The organism is Neobacillus sp. (assembly GCF_031988165.1).
GTDB lineage: Bacteria > Bacillota > Bacilli > Bacillales > Cytobacillaceae > Neobacillus > Neobacillus rhizosphaerae.
Genome location: NZ_DALZYO010000007.1, coordinates 1 through 16,505, shown reverse-complemented (window position 1 = coordinate 16,505; position 16,505 = coordinate 1). Strand labels below are relative to the sequence as shown.

Below are 16,505 nucleotides of genomic sequence, written 5' to 3'. Positions count from 1 at the left end.
AATAAATTCTGTTTTCTCGTTCAAATGTATTGGTTTATAGATTCATAGAATTGCCATTGATAATTTTTATAAAAAGTTCAGGATATTGTTTTTCTTACTGCTTTCACAACTTTTACATATTTCCTCGTCCGTCCAACTAAGAAAATCACCGCCGCAGGTTTCACATTTGCAATGAACAATAGAGAAGGTTTCTATCTTAGATGTTTGGACATTCGACTCCACCTTTATCGCATCATTTCGGCAAACATCAAAACAGAGTAAACAGTCTAAGCATTTCTCACTATCGATGTTAAGGTTATTTCCTTTGATTGAAAATACTTGCCCGGGGCATAACCGAAAACAGGCTTCACAAAGTGTACAAGCCTCAATATTTAGAAGAATCGAGAAAAATGACCAGCCTTCAAACATGTTTGAGCGTCTGAATTTATCTTGATTAAAATGCCATTTAGCCGGTGCAACGGTGGTTAGTGCAAGCTTTTTGCTTTCAAATGTGAGTTTACTAAACAAATCCCGTCTTGTAAGTGTTGGAGTATCACGAATAGCAGGATCTGGTGTTGGAACTAATACGAATGGCTCCATGTTCATCTTACCTAAGAGAGTGTTTGTTTTATCAATGATCTCTGTCACTTTAGTGTCAGGCATGGTAACAGAGATCTTTCGGATTCCACATTTATATAAGTGGAGTAGCTCCGTTTCTGTCGGAAGCGGTCCAATATCTAGAATTAATACATCATTTATGGTATTCCTTACCGGTGATTGCCCTTGTAGCGCCTGAACAGGGCAAATGGTAATACAGCATCCGCAACCATTACAAACTTTGTGGTCGATGATCGGACTTCCTTTAGTATATGTTATTGCCTGTGCCTCACAGCTTTCTTGGCAAATAGTACAAGTACTGAACGGACTAATTTTTCGAAGGCAATTTTCCGCAGCACTCAGTTCATAGGTAAGACTTTCAAGCCAGTATGTCAATAACGACATCTCGTCACCCTCTTACATTTCTATTTATAAAGATAAAAAGCCAACGTCACCGATTATGGACATAGGCTTAAGTTCGGGCACTTCCACGTATTTCTAATTTTAACTCTAAAACCCTATTAATTCTCTGAAGTTACCAGCTTGTCCAAATAAGTGTAACAAATTGTCCATATTTTACAGTGGAGGAAAATGAGAAAGAGGTTAGCAATCGTGCTGTATTATTGAGGTTTTTAGTGAATTTGTCACTGAGTGAAAGATTTTCTCGAAACAAATAATAGGTGAAATCCCTCATAAGAATGGAAACAAAATCCACAGATTGTATATTGTTTCACAAAGTTATCTTTCCTATAGTAAAAATAGAATCACTGGTTCAAAAAGGGGTGGAATTTTGGGCACAATACTAGATCAAAAGCAGTCAGCTTCTAGGATTTTTTCTATACTTGCTGACCTCTACAAGTTTCCGGAATCCGACATCTGGGAAGATTTCTCTTGCCATCAACTTTTAGATGAGCTTAGGGGGGATGCATCTGAATGGTATGAATCTAACAGTTTAGTAGAAATAACAGATATCCCTACTGGATTAAAACAAATGCAACAAATATACGCGGAAAGCCTTGGTGGACCTGCACTACCTGTCGAGTCAATTTATAAGGAATGGACTGCAGATCGTACGTGCAACCTGCCATTTGCAAGGAGTAAAGGATATCTTGTTGGAGATTCTGCCCTCCATATTCGTTTTATCTTAGAAGAATTTGAAATCGAAATTCCTGAAAATTATAGGAATATGCCCGATCATCTTGCGATACTGCTCGAATTATTAGCATTTTTTCTTTTAAATGCGAAAGCAGAATTGATTAAACAGTTTCTGGCTGATCATTTTGACTGGCTGGACGAATTTGCTCTTAGACTTGAGGAATTGGAGGGAAATCATTTTTACCTTCAGGTAACTCGATTTCTTCAGCAAATGTTAAATAAGCTTACTTCCATATACAGATATTGAAAACAATATTTTTACGATTAGGAATCCGGTCAAGAATTAAAGCTTGAGCTTTTTCTAAACAGATTTATTAAAACATTAAGGAGGATATGGCGAATATGCTTGATTCAAAATTATCAAGGCGGGGCTTTATTAAGGCATCTGCTGCAACAACTGTATTAGTATCAGCCGGAACAGCAAGCTTTCAAAATTGGTCAAGTAAGTATGTGAAAGCAAGTGGAAAAACAGAAATTAAAGAAATAGCCAGTACTTGCAATGGCTGTTCAAGTAAATGCGGGATCATTGGTCACATAAAAAATGGCCGTCTCTGGAAATTAACAGGACACCCCGACCATCCTTCTTCAAAAGGAAAATTATGTGCTAGAGGCCATGGTTATGCAACTCTTGTTTATTCAAAGGAGCGTTTGACACAACCACTTAAGAGAGTCGGTGAAGGAAAATTCGAACCAATTTCCTGGGATCAGGCATATAAGGAAATTGCAGATAAACTAAATACAATCATTAAGGAAAATGGACCTGGAGTTGTATCATTAACAGAGGATCCAAGGGCCACAGGAAAGTTTTACTCACCAAGATTTATTCAAGCTCTTGGCTCACCCAACTACTATACCCACCATGTAATTTGTTCCAATTCTCGTGATTCAGGCTTCCTGCACACTTTAGGTGTTACGGCAACAAGCGCAGATATCGGCTCTGCAAAATATATAATGTTTATTGGAAGAAGCTACGGAGACGCAATCCGGCCAAGCTCAGTACAGTCACTTGCTGATGCAAAAGAAAAGGGAGCAAAAATTGTCATTGTAGACCCACGACTAAACAACACCGGGAACTTGGCAAATGAATGGCTAGCGATACGCCCTGGTACTGACCTTGCGCTTGTTCTGGCTATGTCACATTTATTAATCAAACAAAATCTTTACGATACTGAATTTATTAATAATTATTCCATTGGCTTTGAAGAATACGCAAAGGAACTTGAAAATTATACCCCAGAATGGGCTGAAAAATTAACTGGCATTAGCGCTGATACGATTACTAGAATAGCTACTGATATGGGGAAAGCAAAGCCAAAAGCATTAATTGAACAGTCTTGGCGGGGCGCTTTTGGCTGTAACTATGAAAATAGTACAGAAACTGGGCGTGCGGTTGCCTTATTTAATGCGATGCTTGGAAACATACAACAACAGGGAGGCAGTATTATTGGAACAAAACCACATTTAGGTGCGCTTGATCCTGCTAAATATCCTAGCCCTAAAAAACCTGAACTCAAAAAAGCGGGACAGGAGGAGTTTCCACTTGCCGTTGAAGAACAAGGTGTAGCAACGATTGTGGCCAAAAATGCTATGGAAGGCAAGATGAAAGCTGCTATTTTTCACCATGCCAATCCAGCGCTAGGTTATGGAAATCCAAAATACATGAAAAAGGCTTTTTCCAAGATGGACCTTATTGTCACAATCGATGTTCAGATGTCTGAAACGGCATTACTTTCAGATTATATCCTTCCTGATGTGACATATATTGAACGTGATGAAGCGATTGAGAGTTTATCTGGTAAGATACCAGGAATAGCCTTAAGACAGCAGATGGTTGAAAAAGTCCATCCAGAAACTAAACCAATCCACCAGATCTATTCAGAGCTTGCAAAAGCTTGTGGATTTAGTCAATTTTTCAACTTTAGCCTTGATGAATTGAATGAAGCAATGCTTGCTCCAACTGGAATTACCTATCAGCAATTGAGACAAAAAGGAACGATAATGTTTCCAGATATGACGGTTGAGCTTGGGAAAATGCCTGAGTTAAAAACACCATCTAAAAAAGTGGAATTCTATAGTGAAAAATTTAAAGAGGCAGGCTTCTCACCAATTGTAAAATGGGGTGAACCGAAGGTCAGCCCGAAAGAGGATTCATTCCGTTTGATCACAGGAAAACAGGCGATTCATAGCCATACACAAACAGCGAATACGCCTATTTTGATGCAAATAACAAAGGATTATGATCTTGAAAGAATTTGGATGAATCCAGTTCGTGCAAAAGATCTTGGAATCAAGGATGGAGATCTGGTTGAGGTAAAGTCAAGCGAGGCTGTTAGTAAAATCAGAGTAAAAGTGACAGAAAGGATCCATCCTGAAGCCATTTTTGTGCCAAGTCATTATGGGATTACATCCCCATATCAGAAGACGGCAGTAGGAGTTGGCTTTGGTTATATGGAACATGTGCCATTTGATTTCGAGGCAAGGAGCGGTGCAGGAAATATGCAAGAAGTAATCGTTAAAGTTAGGAAGGTGAAGGGCTGATGGCACGATATGGAATGATGATTGATACTAGAAAATGCGTCGGCTGTTATGCCTGCCGTGTTTGCTGTCAGATGCAAAATGAACTTCCAGTGGAGGTCAGTTTCATTAAATTTCATGAAATAGAAACAGGGGTATTTCCAAATGTAAAAAATGAAATCATCCCAGTGCAGTGTCAGCACTGTGAAGATGCTCCTTGTGAAAGTGTATGCCCTACAAAAGCGACCTACACAACCGAAGAGGGGATTGTCCTGGTTGATCCAGAAAAATGTATTGGTTGTAAATACTGTATGGTTGCTTGTCCATATCAAGCTAGAACACAAGACCATTTGACCGGTGTTGTGGAAAAATGCCGTTTCTGTGTTGACCTAGTAGCAGAAGGTAAACAGCCAGCATGTGTCAGTACTTGTATTAGTACTGCAAGAATATTTGGTGATCTGGATGATCCTAATAGTGAAATATCAAAAGCAATTATTAAGTACAACGCGAAGCCATTAAGGCAAGATTTAGGTAAAACAAAAATATATTATGTGAGGTGAGGAGAATGGTTTGGGGAACAACTATAGCAGCCTATTTATTTTTGGCGGGTTTAAGTGCGGGTGCATTTTTAACCTCTTCTTATATATCCCGTAAATACCCGAAAGCTGTTACTGTTAGAATGACAGGAAGATTCATTAGTCCAGTATTAATGGGAATAGGCCTGCTTTTATTAATTGTCGATGCGGAAGCAGGTCTTAAGAACCCACTTAGGTTCATATACTTATTCACCAATTTTAGTTCAGTTATGACAATCGGAACCTACTTTATTTCTTTCTTTATGCTCGCAGGCTTTTATGTTGCCTTGATGGAGTTGCTAAAAAAAGATGTGAATAAATGGGTCGAGTTCATCGGAGTTGTATTTGCAATTGGAACAGCTATGTACACTGGATTTTTAATAGGAGTAATAGCAACAGTTCCACTATGGAACACGGGCATCCTTCCGATTCTCTTTGTAGTCTCTGCCTTATCGACAGGTATTGCAGGTACATTGCTTGTTTCAGGCATCGTGAATAAACAGGTCGTACATCAGGTTACATCGGTGAAAAAAATTCACTTGTCATTGCTGGCAGTTGAAGTGTTTCTCATCTTCACAATGTTTCTAATTACTTCAACATCCAATGAAGCTGCGGCTGAATCTGTTGCATCTTTAGTATATGGTGAGTATAGCATGATATTCTGGATTGCTCTTGTTGCGGTGGGTCTATTGTTGCCAATCATAGTCGAATCATTAGAACTTATAAATGCAAGGAAGATGTCCCAAACAAATGAAGGACTCCAAGTAGCCGCCGCTGGTTCACATAGTATTGCCGGGACACTTGTAACAGAAACGTCAGTACTTATTGGAGGCTTTACTCTCCGCTTTCTGATTCTTGCAGCAGCTGTACCTATAGCATTTTTATAGAATCAGATTTTATATTAATCGACCTTGAGAATTGTCCCGTTCCACAAGGAAGGCTTCGTCAGCATTAGCATATTACAAAGGGAAATCAATAGTTTTTTTGAGGAGGCGCCATCGGCACCTAGATCACAAGCCAATCGGTCTTGTTCTGGGTGCCGAAGTTGGGCGCCTTTTGCTTTTATAATAAATAGTTCATCTATATTTCATTTCTTTCGAAAAAAGACAAAAAAAAAAACGCTACAATAGAAGTAACACATGAGAAAGAGGACGCAAAATGAAATTCCCTGAACATTTCTTTGAAGAAATTATCAACTATGCACCTAATGGGATTATTATTATGGACAAAGATAGAACCATCTATTACATGAATGAGTCTGCAAAAATGATATGCGGATGGAAGATAGGTGATTCAGTTCCTTACTGTTCTTATTGCCAGCAAAGGGAAATTGAGGAAGGAGAGAATCGCTGTATTCTTGCCGTCGAAGATCCAGTACCCTTTTTCCATTCTCATATGGCCGTTTATTCCGGAATAGAAGAAGAGTTTGAAATGTCACTAAAAAAGATGAACAGTAATAATGAAGATTACTATATTCTTATATTACGGAGCCCAGTGGAAAATGAGATTAGCAAAAAAGCAAAATTTAATGAACTGCTTGTTCAGGAGACCATGCTTGCTCAGGAGGCTGAGAGAAGAAAGATTGCCCGAGAGTTACATGACCACATTGGGCAGAGTGTCTATAGTATATTTCTTGGCCTCGAAGGCATTAAACCATATGTCAACAATAAAACATACGAAAGTCATCTCTCTAAAATGATTACTGGTATGGAAAAAACGTTGAATGATATTAAATGCTTATCCAAAATTCTCAGATCAGAAACCGTAGATCATCTTGGTTTAAAGGATGCACTATATGAAGCAGTCCAAGATTGGGAAGAGCTTTATAAAATAGACATTCAGTTTATTATGGACACAAAAATTAATGATTGCTTTGAAAGAGAGAAGGAGTTACATTTTTTTCGAATCATTCAAGAAGGTGTTAACAATGCTGTTCGCCACGGGAATGCTACTTCTATCTCGATCCATATTAAATCATCCAATCAATATATTTACTTCCACATCCATGATAATGGGGTTGGCTTTGATGTGAAAACAAAGAAAAGTAATGGGCTTGGATTAAAGCATATGTATGAGAGAAGCAAAATGTTGGGGGGAGCCATAAAATGGATCAGCAAAAAAGGTGGTCCAACTAAAGTCGAGGGGTTTGTTTCAATTAATAAAAATGAAGGAGACAGTGAATATGAATCTGCTGATTGTTGATGACCACGAGATTGTCCGGGATGGTCTCGCGATGATTTTGCAGCATGCATATTGTATAGATAGAGTAGAATTTGCATCTGACGGTTATGAAGCTATCAAACTAGTAGAATCCTTTCCCGCAGATCTAATTCTTCTTGATTTATCCATGCCTGGAGGCTTAGATGGATTTGCGACACTGGAAAAACTGCGCAAGCAGCTGCCGGAAGCAAAAATCGTCATCTTTTCAATGTTCGACGATATTGGATTTCAGAAAAAAGCATATAAAATTGGAGCAGATGGTTATTTAATCAAACAATTGAATAGAGGGGACATCATAAGCTCCCTCGATCATATTCTCGCCAGCAATAAGTTGTTTAATAGCATTGGAATCGGAGATAACTGTGAACCTGAATCATTGGCTAAGCTGGATCTTCCTATCACTAAGCGCGAAAAAGAGGTATTTTTCCTTTCTGTTAGGGGTTATTCACTCAAGGATATCGCGAAAAAACTTAAGATTTCTGTAAGAACAGTTGAAAATCACCGCCAAAAAATTGGCGAAAAACTAGAAACATCCAAGCGCCATGAGTGGGTAGAAATTGCTAGAGAATATCATGTTTTTTAAAAGAACTTGATGGCGAGCAGCTCGCCATCAATAAGGATCACTTACATCAACTTCTCCTTTCTTCCAAAGTATTCCGCCTACTATTCAACTATTTGTTAGTGCAGTGAACCGTATCACAAATAGTGGCGGTTTCTATTTAAATTTTGGAGTTTTGTCTTTAAGAAGCAGTCTTAAGGAACTTTTCCAGAATAGAAGGAGAGTTTTGTCCTTTTTTCCTAGTAGATAATCTATGGACATATTGAAGTAATCAGTCAGGACATCAAGTTTAAATGTTTTCCTACTTTCAGAACCATTCTTAATTTACCTACCATTTTCTTGCTTATAAAAATTCACTAAAGCCTTTGCCATATCATAAATATTTTGCTTTAATGTGTAGGGATGAATGATTCTTATCTGATCTCCAAAACCTAGAATATATTCTTTCGCCTCTTGTTCAGTATCAAAGCACAGATTTGCAGGGATCCATCCATTGTCTAAGGGGGAATCCATTTTTATTAATTGTACAAAGCGTCCAGTAAACTTTATTCTCTGAACGATAGACGGAGATATTTCAACTTCTACCTCATATCTTGGCAGGCTTTTAATAAACTTTTCAGTTGAGTCCCTCCAATATTGGACCAAATTAAAGCCCTTAGGTCGTGAAAAGCTTTCGTTCGTCAATGTTGCCGACTGCACTCTTGAAGCTCTGTAATTTCGAAAATCCTCGTTGGAGGAAGCTATTAAATACCATCTACTACCCTTAGCCACTAATCCTAACGGGTCAACAATTCGTTCAACACATTCCCCATCTGCCCGTTCATATTTTATTTGTAGTTTTTTTTCATCCCAAATCGCTTGTTGTAAAATTTTAAATGACTCAATTTTTTCAGTAGACTGTCTCCATGCATTTGTATCAACATGGATGCGACTCCAAACATCATCTGCGTTTTTATGTAAGGAGCTTGGAATCGAAGCTAGAAGTTTTTGACGCGCTTCTTGCCAATCCTTTGTTAAACCTAAATCGGTAAGCAACTGAAATGATGGTGAAATAAACAGAGATTTAATTTCATTGGCTTTTAATCCGGTTAAATTTGTCCGATATTGTTCAAGTAATCGCCATCCCCCTGATTTTCCCCGGTCTGCTACAACAGGAATACCCGCTACACTTAATGCTTCCATATCTCGATGAATGGTCCGTTCAGTCACTTCTAATTCTTTGGCCAATGTTTTAGTTGTCAATTTTCCTTTGTTTTGGAGCAATAATAAAATGGAAATCAGTCTGTCCGCGCGCATTTCTTCCCACCTAAATAAAATAATTAAAAAAGATATTCAATATAAGACAAAAGGTGTCATCATTAAATATTATACTAAATTTATCTTAAAATTGGAGGATGATGTAAATGAAACGTTTAGAAGGAAAAGTAGCCGTAGTTGCCGGAGCAACCAGAGGGGCTGGGCGTGGAATTGCGATGATGCTTGGAGAAGCAGGTGCAACGGTTTATGTTACCGGAAGAAGTACTAAAGGAAACTTATCCTCAATGGGAAGAACGGAAACGATAGAAGAAACAGCAGAGCTTGTTACTAGTAAAGGCGGGAAGGGAATAGCTGTCAGAGTAGATCATACGGTTGAAGAAGATGTAAAGGCACTGTTTAAAAAAATTGCGGAGGAACAAAACGGTCAGCTGGATATTCTAGTTAATGATGTATGGGGCGGAGACCCACTTACTGAATGGAACACCCTTTTCTGGGAACATGACCTGGATAATGGGCTACTTATGCAGAGAAGAGCTATCCATTCTCACATCATCACGAGTCATTATGGAATTCCTCTAATGGTGAGAAATCGGAAGGGTCTCGTTATTGAAATTACAGATGGCGTGGATTATCAGTATCGTGGGAATTTATTTTATAGCCTAGCGAAAATTTCGGCCATACATTTAGCTCAAGCTATGTCTCATGATTTAGCAGATCGTAATATAACAGCAGTTGCGGTTAGTCCGGGATTTTTACGCTCAGAAGCAATGTTAGATTTATTTGGTGTAACTGAAGAAAATTGGCAAGAAGGTGCGAAAAAAGATCCCCATTTCATTGCTTCGGAAACACCATTCTTTATCGGAAGAGCCATTGTAGAATTAGCAAGTGATCCAAAAGTACATGAAAAGACGGGTAAAGCACTTAGTTCATGGGAATTATCAAGAGAATACGGATTTAAAGATATTGACGGGAGACAACCTGATTGGGGCAAATATTTCGAAGAGAATGTTTTAAATAAATAACGAAACAAATGCTACGGTTATAAGAAGCAGTAGTCAGAGAAAAGAATTTAAAATTTAATTGGCTTTGGATTAAGCTGTTAATAGCGAACAGTGACAGGCACTGTTCGCCATGATTTAATTATTAAAAAGGTGTCCATCCCCATACCATTGACGGATATGGATGGCACTTTAAACATTAAAAATTGTCAATTGCAAAAGCATGACTACGCCCCAGCTATCTCTACATAGTTTTTACCTGGCACTCCAATAGGTATCAACTAAACCCAAAAGGTAACATCAAGGGAACATCGAGGATTCCTGATTATCACTTTTCCACCATCGACATCAATACTTTTTCAAGTTCTTCTTTTGGTAATGTACTATGTGGAATAAACATCCGATAGGAACTTTGACCATTTTTCGCTGGAACAATAACTCTCATTCCCTTAATATTGTTTCCGTATTTATACTCACCTAAGGTTACGCTACACCCGTCAAGGCTGTAATTTGTACGTGTATCATATGATGCACCTTCAAATGAATCGATATTATTTTCAAATGAAACAAGTTTTTCTTCGACATTTTCAGATAAATGGATAGTAAATGTCCAATAAGCCATAGCTTGGGATTCATCCGCATTACTTTTTTTATAAGTAATATTTATTGTCGGTTTAGGCTTTCCACTTGTAATTTCAGTTCTTACCTCTTCTGTGTCGATTTGATAGTTTTCAGGTATATAGGTTGGGTACTTAACTGGAAAGTTCATTAACTTTTTCGCTTCATCCACTGTGAACGTGAATTTACTATGAATCCTATTTAAATAAGGTTCTAACTTAAAATAAGCTTTATCATATTTTTTCAATTCTTCTGGACTAAGTCGATATGAAGCTCGACTCGTTCTCTTTCCATCAACTACAATCGTTTTTTTGTTTATCGTCATATATTCTTTCCATGCCGTAGTGAATTTTTCAAACTCTTCCTTCGTAAAAATTTGATTGGCTACTTCAAACAGTTCATTATAGTCTTGGTACTCTGATTCCACAGTACCAAATTGTTCCTTGGCTTCGCTTGGGGTTCCAAGTATTTTATCTACCAATGTTGGTCCTGCAAATACCCCTGTTGGCACTAAGACTGCCACTGCAACTAAACCAGCGATTAGACGCTTTTTCATTGGACCGCCCCTTTTCATTTTATCTTGTCGATATGTCCTAAAAGATGTTGCTACTTTCATTTGTAGCTGTTCCGATGGCAGCATCTTTTCTGCAGCATGCTGCAATTCGTCACGCAACTGATTTTCAAAATCCATTTATTTTTCCCGCCCTTCCAATCGGTATGTTTTCCATGTCTTTTTTTAAATGCTTCAGAGCAGTATGTAGACGAGACTTTACTGTACCAATAGGTATCTCAAGTAAAAGCGACATTTCATCTAGGCGATAATCATGAAAATAACGCAAAATCACCACTTCACGATGCTTGTAAGACAATGCTTTCACTCTTTCTGTCAACTCACTCTGTAACTCAATCTGCAAGGTCTCTCCATCCACAACATAATCCTGCTTTTGTAGAAAGGTTTTATTTTTTTCCATAATGCGAAATCTGCGCCAAGCTTTTCGTCGCCCTTCCTTAACTTGTCTTACTATTAAACCATGCAACCAAAAGCGGAATGAGCGGTTTTTATCATAAGTGTGCAGCGATTTCCACATTTGAATATAAACTTCATTAACAAGTTCATCGATATCCTGCCTATTACTAACAAAAAATGCTACAGATCGATACACATCTTTGCAGGTAATTTCATAAATGTGTTCAAAAGCTTCTTGGTCACCTGCAACCATTTGCTCCAACCATTTTTGTAAATCATCTTCCTTCACTCTGGGTCCCCCTTTTTACCGGTAGAAAGCTTTCACCTATATATTCGCTTTATAAGAGAAAAAAGTTCATTTTTATGTAAATTTGTGCAAAAATTTTAAATTCATTAGAATGATTGTATCACTTTAATATTTAGCTTAATGTGCAGGATAGTACAAATCGAAGTTTGTTGCTTTCAAAGATAATAATAGAAAAAGGGGCGGGAACATGTATATACCTAAACATTTCAAAATGGATGATGACGAAACGATCTATGGCTTTATTGAAAAAAATAGCTTTGCTACGTTGATTTCTCAGCATAATGGAGAACCTTACGCCACTCATCTACCTTTAACTTTAGATAAAGAGAAGGGGATTTTATATGGCCATTTTGCCCGTCCGAACGGACAGTGGAAGGATATAGAAAATCAGCAGATTCTTGTAATCTTTCAAGGTCCCCATTGCTATATTTCTCCATCATGGTACGAAACAAATAAAGCTGTACCAACGTGGAATTATGTTGCGATTCACGTATATGGTCAAATGGAGATGGTTATGGAGGGACAGGAACTATTTGATTCGTTAGTAGAGATGGTAAATAAATATGAAAAGCCCGATAGCTCCTATCAATTAAAAGATGTAGATTCCAGCTTCATTGAGGGGATGAGCAGGGGAATCGTAGGCTTTAAGATCAAAATTGAAAGAATAGAAGGAAAAACAAAATTAAGTCAAAATCATCTGGTTGATCGACAAGAATTAATTATTAAACAGCTAGAAAACACTTCAGATCAACAAAATAAACAAATAGCTAATCTGATGAAGAGAAACCTTCCACTGAAGTGATAAAACGCTAGAATTATATATTTTTTATAGTGGGGTTAGGTGAACAAACTTTTATAAGTGGAGCAAAAGGATCTTCGTTGCGTTTGCTCAGGTGTTTATGAAGAAACATACATGTATGATAATTAAGGACAAAAAAACGAATGGAGAAGATAGATAAAATGATCAAAAGAGAAATTATTTATTTAAGCAAAGGTTTGCCTAAGAATCTGGTTCATAATGGAAAAGATTTTCGATCTGGTATCTGGAAAGAACAAGTGGATGAACTTTTTGTTGGTTATAACCAAATTGAAGGCGATGAGGTAGCAAATCCGGATTATCATGGTGGACAAGATCGAGTTGTTTGCTTATATCCATATGAACATTATGCTCATTGGGAAAGTATATTTGGAAAAGCATTAGCGAAGACAGCATTTGGAGAAAACCTAACAGTATCAAATATGAAAGAAGATCAAGTTTGTATAGGGGATGTCTTTCAAATAGGTGAAGCAGTATTACAAGTCTCTCAAGGTAGATATCCATGTGCTACTATAAATAAACGAAATAATAATAACCTACTATTAAAAAGCGTTATTGATATGGGGTTTACTGGCTATTTTTTTCGCGTCCTTAAAGAAGGAAAAATATCTTCCCATTCCCAAATAAAGAAGTTGGTTTCTCATCCTAAGCAAGTAACAGTTTCATCTGTTCATCACTTATTCTTCCATGAGCAATCACCAACAGATGAAGCTATTCAGAAAATATTAAATGTAGAGGAACTGGCAGCACAGTGGCGCAGAATTCTCCTTAATTTAAAGGAGAAGCATCAAAAAAGATAACTTTTCAAGCGGCGGTGGACTGACCCCACTGTTTTGGTGAGTGCATAGGTACATCATAGACGCGATTTAAAAATGTTGAACCGTCATGACATGGCTGTCTCGGTAGATCGCGCAACCAATGTTAGGAGAATGAAAGATGAATGCCCAAGTAGATAAAGCAGTTTTAAATAACATAGCTTGGTGTGGAATCATATGCGATACCCACGGAATAGCCCAAACTCCACAAGGACATTTATGGGGATTGCTTTCGAAGGCACCAACTTTTTATCCCGAAATAATTACGGCAAATAGGAATGCGACGATTGAAGAAGTAAAGTATTTTATTGAAAATGGAGAAGTTTCTAGTATTAAAGATAGCTATGCAAATCTTGACCTGTCACCTTTTGATTTTAAAATACTATTTGAGGCAGAATGGATATATCACGCATCAATTTCAGATTTAGAGCCCATTCAAACAAGATGGCGCGTGATAACAACAGAAAAAGAGTTAGCGCAATGGACGATCACAAGTGACTTGGAAAATATTATAAAACCAGATTTATTAAAACGAGAAGACGTGAAAATGTTTATTCACGAGAAAGCCGATGAAATATCAGGATTTATAGCTAATTTGAGTGACAATGTTGTGGGAATATCCAATGTCTTTTCAGTAGGTTATGAAAATAAAAGTTTGTGGCGAGATATTGCTAAAATAGTATCAACTGAATTTCCAGGTCTATATATGGTAGGGTATGAACACAATGGCAATTTAACCGCAGCCCATTTATCTGGGTGGAAGTCGATAGGACCACTCCGTGTATGGATTAAATAGAATAGTTGAATCCATGGAGTCACCTTCTTAAAAGAATATATAGGGAAATTGAAAGAACTATATACAATCGGTAGGTTGCAGAAAAATAGAGCTTAAGAATAATAATTTTGCACCTGTACTTATTAATAATTAAAGAGGCGATGAACTAACCCACGCCTCTGTAGAAGGGATTGAATAACCAATGTCCAAAGCTATCAATATGCTTTCAATACTATGGTTGCTCAAGACAGGAAAGCGAATGACGGCAAAGCAACTTGCGGAAGAATTGGAGATCAATATTCGAACGGTATATCGTTATATTGATGCCTTATGTGCAAGCGGAGTTCCAATCATTTCAGATGCAGGTCATAATGGGGGTTATAGTTTGCTCCATGACTTTACAAAGGCACCACTGTTTTTTGACGTAGATGAGCAAAAAGCGCTGATCCATGCGGCAAGTTTTGCCTCAGAGGCAGGTTATCCCTTTAGCGAGGTTTTGAATGGGGCGGTCACAAAGCTGAAAAAGTATACGAACCCAGAACAATTGGAATATATCAATCGTCATTTGACAGGATTTGATGTAATCCAACCTCCGGCAAATTCTGCTTTGGAATCACTTCTCCAAGAAATAGAAGTTTCAGTGGCAGAAGGTTTTACACTATTAATGGAGTACCAAAAAGGAAATGAAAGTACCCCCTCATCACGCAGTATTGATCCTTATGGCCTTGTTTATTGGAAGGGAAATTGGTATGTCATCGCATATTGTCACTTGCGCCTTGAAATACGTAGCTTTCGTGTGAATCGGATTGTGAGTATAACTCGAACAGGTGATGAATTTGCTCGTCCAGCCAATTTTTCAGCACGTACTTTTTTGATAAATGGACTATTGCCAGACTCAGACCAGCCTGAAAAACTGATTTCCATTCATATTGAAGGCCAAGCACAGGCCCTAGATGACTTATGTCAGCATTGGTTATTTGGTCACGCACTTACCCACCGTTCGAAAAATCATGCTCATTTTAAGGTAGATAAGCAATCGATAAATACGTATGTACCCTACTTTTTTCTTCCATATGGAAAAGCGATAACTATCTTAGAACCATTATTTTTAAAAGAGAGAATGGTAACTGTCGCTTCAGAATTAGTGAATCATTATCAAGACTCTTAACTTCACTGACCGTATATGTCAGTGAAGTTTGTTTATGATGTAAAGGAAGAATCAATATTAGGAGGAAATAGATGATGAAGGATCTGAAGTATGTATTTTATATTGGAGGGACTCCAGAGGAAGTATGGCAGGCATTAATTTCACCGGAAGGAACAAAGCAGATATTTTATGGTAGCGTTATCCGATCAACTTTTCGAGTGGGAGATCTATTGGAATACGCTGGGCCAGGGGCTGATGGTGATGAGACGGTTCATGTTTATGGGAATGTATTAGAGTATGTACCAAATCAAGTACTGCGTTTTACCCACTTTGCTGGAAAGTCGTACACGAAAGATGACAACCAGGAATATGAGTCTAGAATTTCCTATTTGCTTGAGCCTGTTGGTGCTTGTACAAAGTTAACCTTTATTCATGACCAATGGCAGGAAGGTGATCCTCATTACGAGAACAGCGATGCGGCATGGTGGATGATACTTAGTAATACAAAAACATTAGTAGAAACAGGCAAAACGCTGGATCTAGGTTAAAGTGGTGTTCCAGCAATTAGCTAATAATTGTCGTGAGTGGGCTCCCTTAAAAAGTAAATGAGTGTTCGTTTTTAATAATCTAAGGGGTTGTTTTGGCAATCCCTTTTCTTATTGTACTGATTCTACTTTTCTTCAGGAAAGATTTATACTGAGTGAGAAGATGGTAGAAGAAGTTCTAAATGTTAATGTATGGGCGGGGTTAATGGTTAATTTCATCATAGTCGATTGGATAAACCTTAATTCAAAACTAAAAGTCAATAGGGGACAAAAATCAAAGTCACCTGGCAAAAATGTCTATAAGCGCGCTTCTAAAGGACAAAATCCACTGGTAGATGACCAAAAATGTTTATTAGACTGCTTCTAATGGACAAGAAACGAAAAGTGGTAACCAATGAAGATCACATTGGTTACCGAAATCGAGGGGGAAACGAAAAAGTGGTCACCAATAAGGACTATTGGTGACCGAAATCGAGAGGGAAACGAAAAAGTGGAAACCAATGAAGGTTATTGGTGACCGGAATCGAGGAAAAAACGAAAAAGTGGAAACCAATGAAGGCTATTGGTGACCGGAATCAAGGAAAAAACGAAAAAGTGGAAACCAATGAAGGCTATTGGTGACCGGAATCGAGGAAAAAACGAAAAAGTGGAAACCAATGA

The 16,505-nt window shown here is 37.8% G+C and carries 17 protein-coding genes; 13 read left to right on the top strand and 4 right to left on the bottom strand.

The features are described from left to right. Window positions 1-66 precede the first annotated feature (66 nt). A complete protein-coding gene (locus RTR43_RS05550; RefSeq protein ID WP_312470283.1) occupies window positions 67-981 on the bottom strand; it encodes a 4Fe-4S binding protein in 915 nt (304 codons plus the stop codon). Between the two features lie 385 nt (window positions 982-1,366). Here RTR43_RS05550 and RTR43_RS05545 point away from each other — a divergent pair, with 385 nt between their 5' ends. From RTR43_RS05545 to RTR43_RS05520, 6 genes are all read left to right on the top strand, one after another. Beyond that, window positions 1,367-1,978, top strand: a complete 612-nt coding sequence (locus RTR43_RS05545) for a molecular chaperone TorD family protein (protein ID WP_312470282.1) — start codon at window positions 1,367-1,369, stop codon at window positions 1,976-1,978. A 95-nt stretch (window positions 1,979-2,073) separates the two neighbouring features. Then, on the top strand, window positions 2,074-4,269 hold the full coding sequence (locus tag RTR43_RS05540; protein ID WP_312470281.1) for a molybdopterin-containing oxidoreductase family protein: 2,196 nt from the start codon (window positions 2,074-2,076) through the stop codon (window positions 4,267-4,269). Next, complete coding sequence (locus tag RTR43_RS05535) at window positions 4,269-4,805, top strand: 4Fe-4S dicluster domain-containing protein (protein ID WP_312470280.1); 537 nt, start codon at window positions 4,269-4,271, stop codon at window positions 4,803-4,805. Before RTR43_RS05540 ends, RTR43_RS05535 begins: the two co-directional genes overlap by 1 nt. 5 nt (window positions 4,806-4,810) lie before the next feature. Then, window positions 4,811-5,707, top strand: a complete 897-nt coding sequence (gene nrfD, locus RTR43_RS05530) for an NrfD/PsrC family molybdoenzyme membrane anchor subunit (protein ID WP_312470279.1) — start codon at window positions 4,811-4,813, stop codon at window positions 5,705-5,707. A gap of 271 nt (window positions 5,708-5,978) precedes the next feature. After that, window positions 5,979-7,022, top strand: a complete 1,044-nt coding sequence (locus RTR43_RS05525; protein WP_312470278.1) for a sensor histidine kinase — start codon at window positions 5,979-5,981, stop codon at window positions 7,020-7,022. Beyond that, entirely contained in the window at window positions 7,003-7,623 is a 621-nt protein-coding gene (locus RTR43_RS05520; RefSeq protein WP_312470277.1) for a response regulator transcription factor, read from the top strand. Before RTR43_RS05525 ends, RTR43_RS05520 begins: the two co-directional genes overlap by 20 nt. Before the next feature lie 300 nt (window positions 7,624-7,923). Here the strand turns inward: RTR43_RS05520 and RTR43_RS05515 are convergent, their stop codons facing one another. After that, window positions 7,924-8,895: a helix-turn-helix transcriptional regulator gene (locus RTR43_RS05515; RefSeq protein ID WP_312470276.1), complete on the bottom strand. Its 972-nt coding sequence runs from the start codon at window positions 8,893-8,895 to the stop codon at window positions 7,924-7,926. A gap of 107 nt (window positions 8,896-9,002) precedes the next feature. Between RTR43_RS05515 and RTR43_RS05510 the strand changes: the two genes are divergently transcribed. Next, window positions 9,003-9,878 carry an SDR family oxidoreductase gene (locus RTR43_RS05510; protein WP_312470275.1) on the top strand — a complete coding sequence of 292 codons (876 nt, stop codon included), beginning with the start codon at window positions 9,003-9,005 and terminating at the stop codon, window positions 9,876-9,878. Between the two features lie 304 nt (window positions 9,879-10,182). Here the strand turns inward: RTR43_RS05510 and RTR43_RS05505 are convergent, their stop codons facing one another. Further along, entirely contained in the window at window positions 10,183-11,163 is a 981-nt protein-coding gene (locus RTR43_RS05505) for a hypothetical protein (RefSeq protein ID WP_312470274.1), read from the bottom strand. Then, on the bottom strand, window positions 11,153-11,728 hold the full coding sequence (locus tag RTR43_RS05500; RefSeq protein WP_312470272.1) for a sigma-70 family RNA polymerase sigma factor: 576 nt from the start codon (window positions 11,726-11,728) through the stop codon (window positions 11,153-11,155). The genes RTR43_RS05505 and RTR43_RS05500 overlap by 11 nt, the downstream gene beginning before the upstream one ends. Before the next feature lie 205 nt (window positions 11,729-11,933). Here RTR43_RS05500 and RTR43_RS05495 point away from each other — a divergent pair, with 205 nt between their 5' ends. The 6 genes from RTR43_RS05495 to RTR43_RS05470 all read left to right on the top strand — a co-directional run bounded on the left by RTR43_RS05495 (window position 11,934) and on the right by RTR43_RS05470 (window position 16,362). After that, a complete protein-coding gene (locus RTR43_RS05495) occupies window positions 11,934-12,548 on the top strand; it encodes an FMN-binding negative transcriptional regulator (protein WP_312470271.1) in 615 nt (204 codons plus the stop codon). A gap of 140 nt (window positions 12,549-12,688) precedes the next feature. Further along, complete coding sequence (locus RTR43_RS05490; RefSeq protein WP_312470269.1) at window positions 12,689-13,363, top strand: MOSC domain-containing protein; 675 nt, start codon at window positions 12,689-12,691, stop codon at window positions 13,361-13,363. Window positions 13,364-13,499: 136 nt separating this feature from the next. Then, window positions 13,500-14,174 carry a hypothetical protein gene (locus RTR43_RS05485; protein ID WP_312470267.1) on the top strand — a complete coding sequence of 225 codons (675 nt, stop codon included), beginning with the start codon at window positions 13,500-13,502 and terminating at the stop codon, window positions 14,172-14,174. Between the two features lie 181 nt (window positions 14,175-14,355). Next, window positions 14,356-15,321, top strand: a complete 966-nt coding sequence (locus RTR43_RS05480; RefSeq protein WP_312470266.1) for a helix-turn-helix transcriptional regulator — start codon at window positions 14,356-14,358, stop codon at window positions 15,319-15,321. A gap of 74 nt (window positions 15,322-15,395) precedes the next feature. Further along, on the top strand, window positions 15,396-15,848 hold the full coding sequence (locus RTR43_RS05475; protein WP_312470440.1) for an SRPBCC domain-containing protein: 453 nt from the start codon (window positions 15,396-15,398) through the stop codon (window positions 15,846-15,848). Window positions 15,849-16,239: 391 nt separating this feature from the next. After that, on the top strand, window positions 16,240-16,362 hold the full coding sequence (locus RTR43_RS05470; protein ID WP_312470265.1) for a hypothetical protein: 123 nt from the start codon (window positions 16,240-16,242) through the stop codon (window positions 16,360-16,362). The last annotated feature ends 143 nt before the right edge of the window (window positions 16,363-16,505 follow it).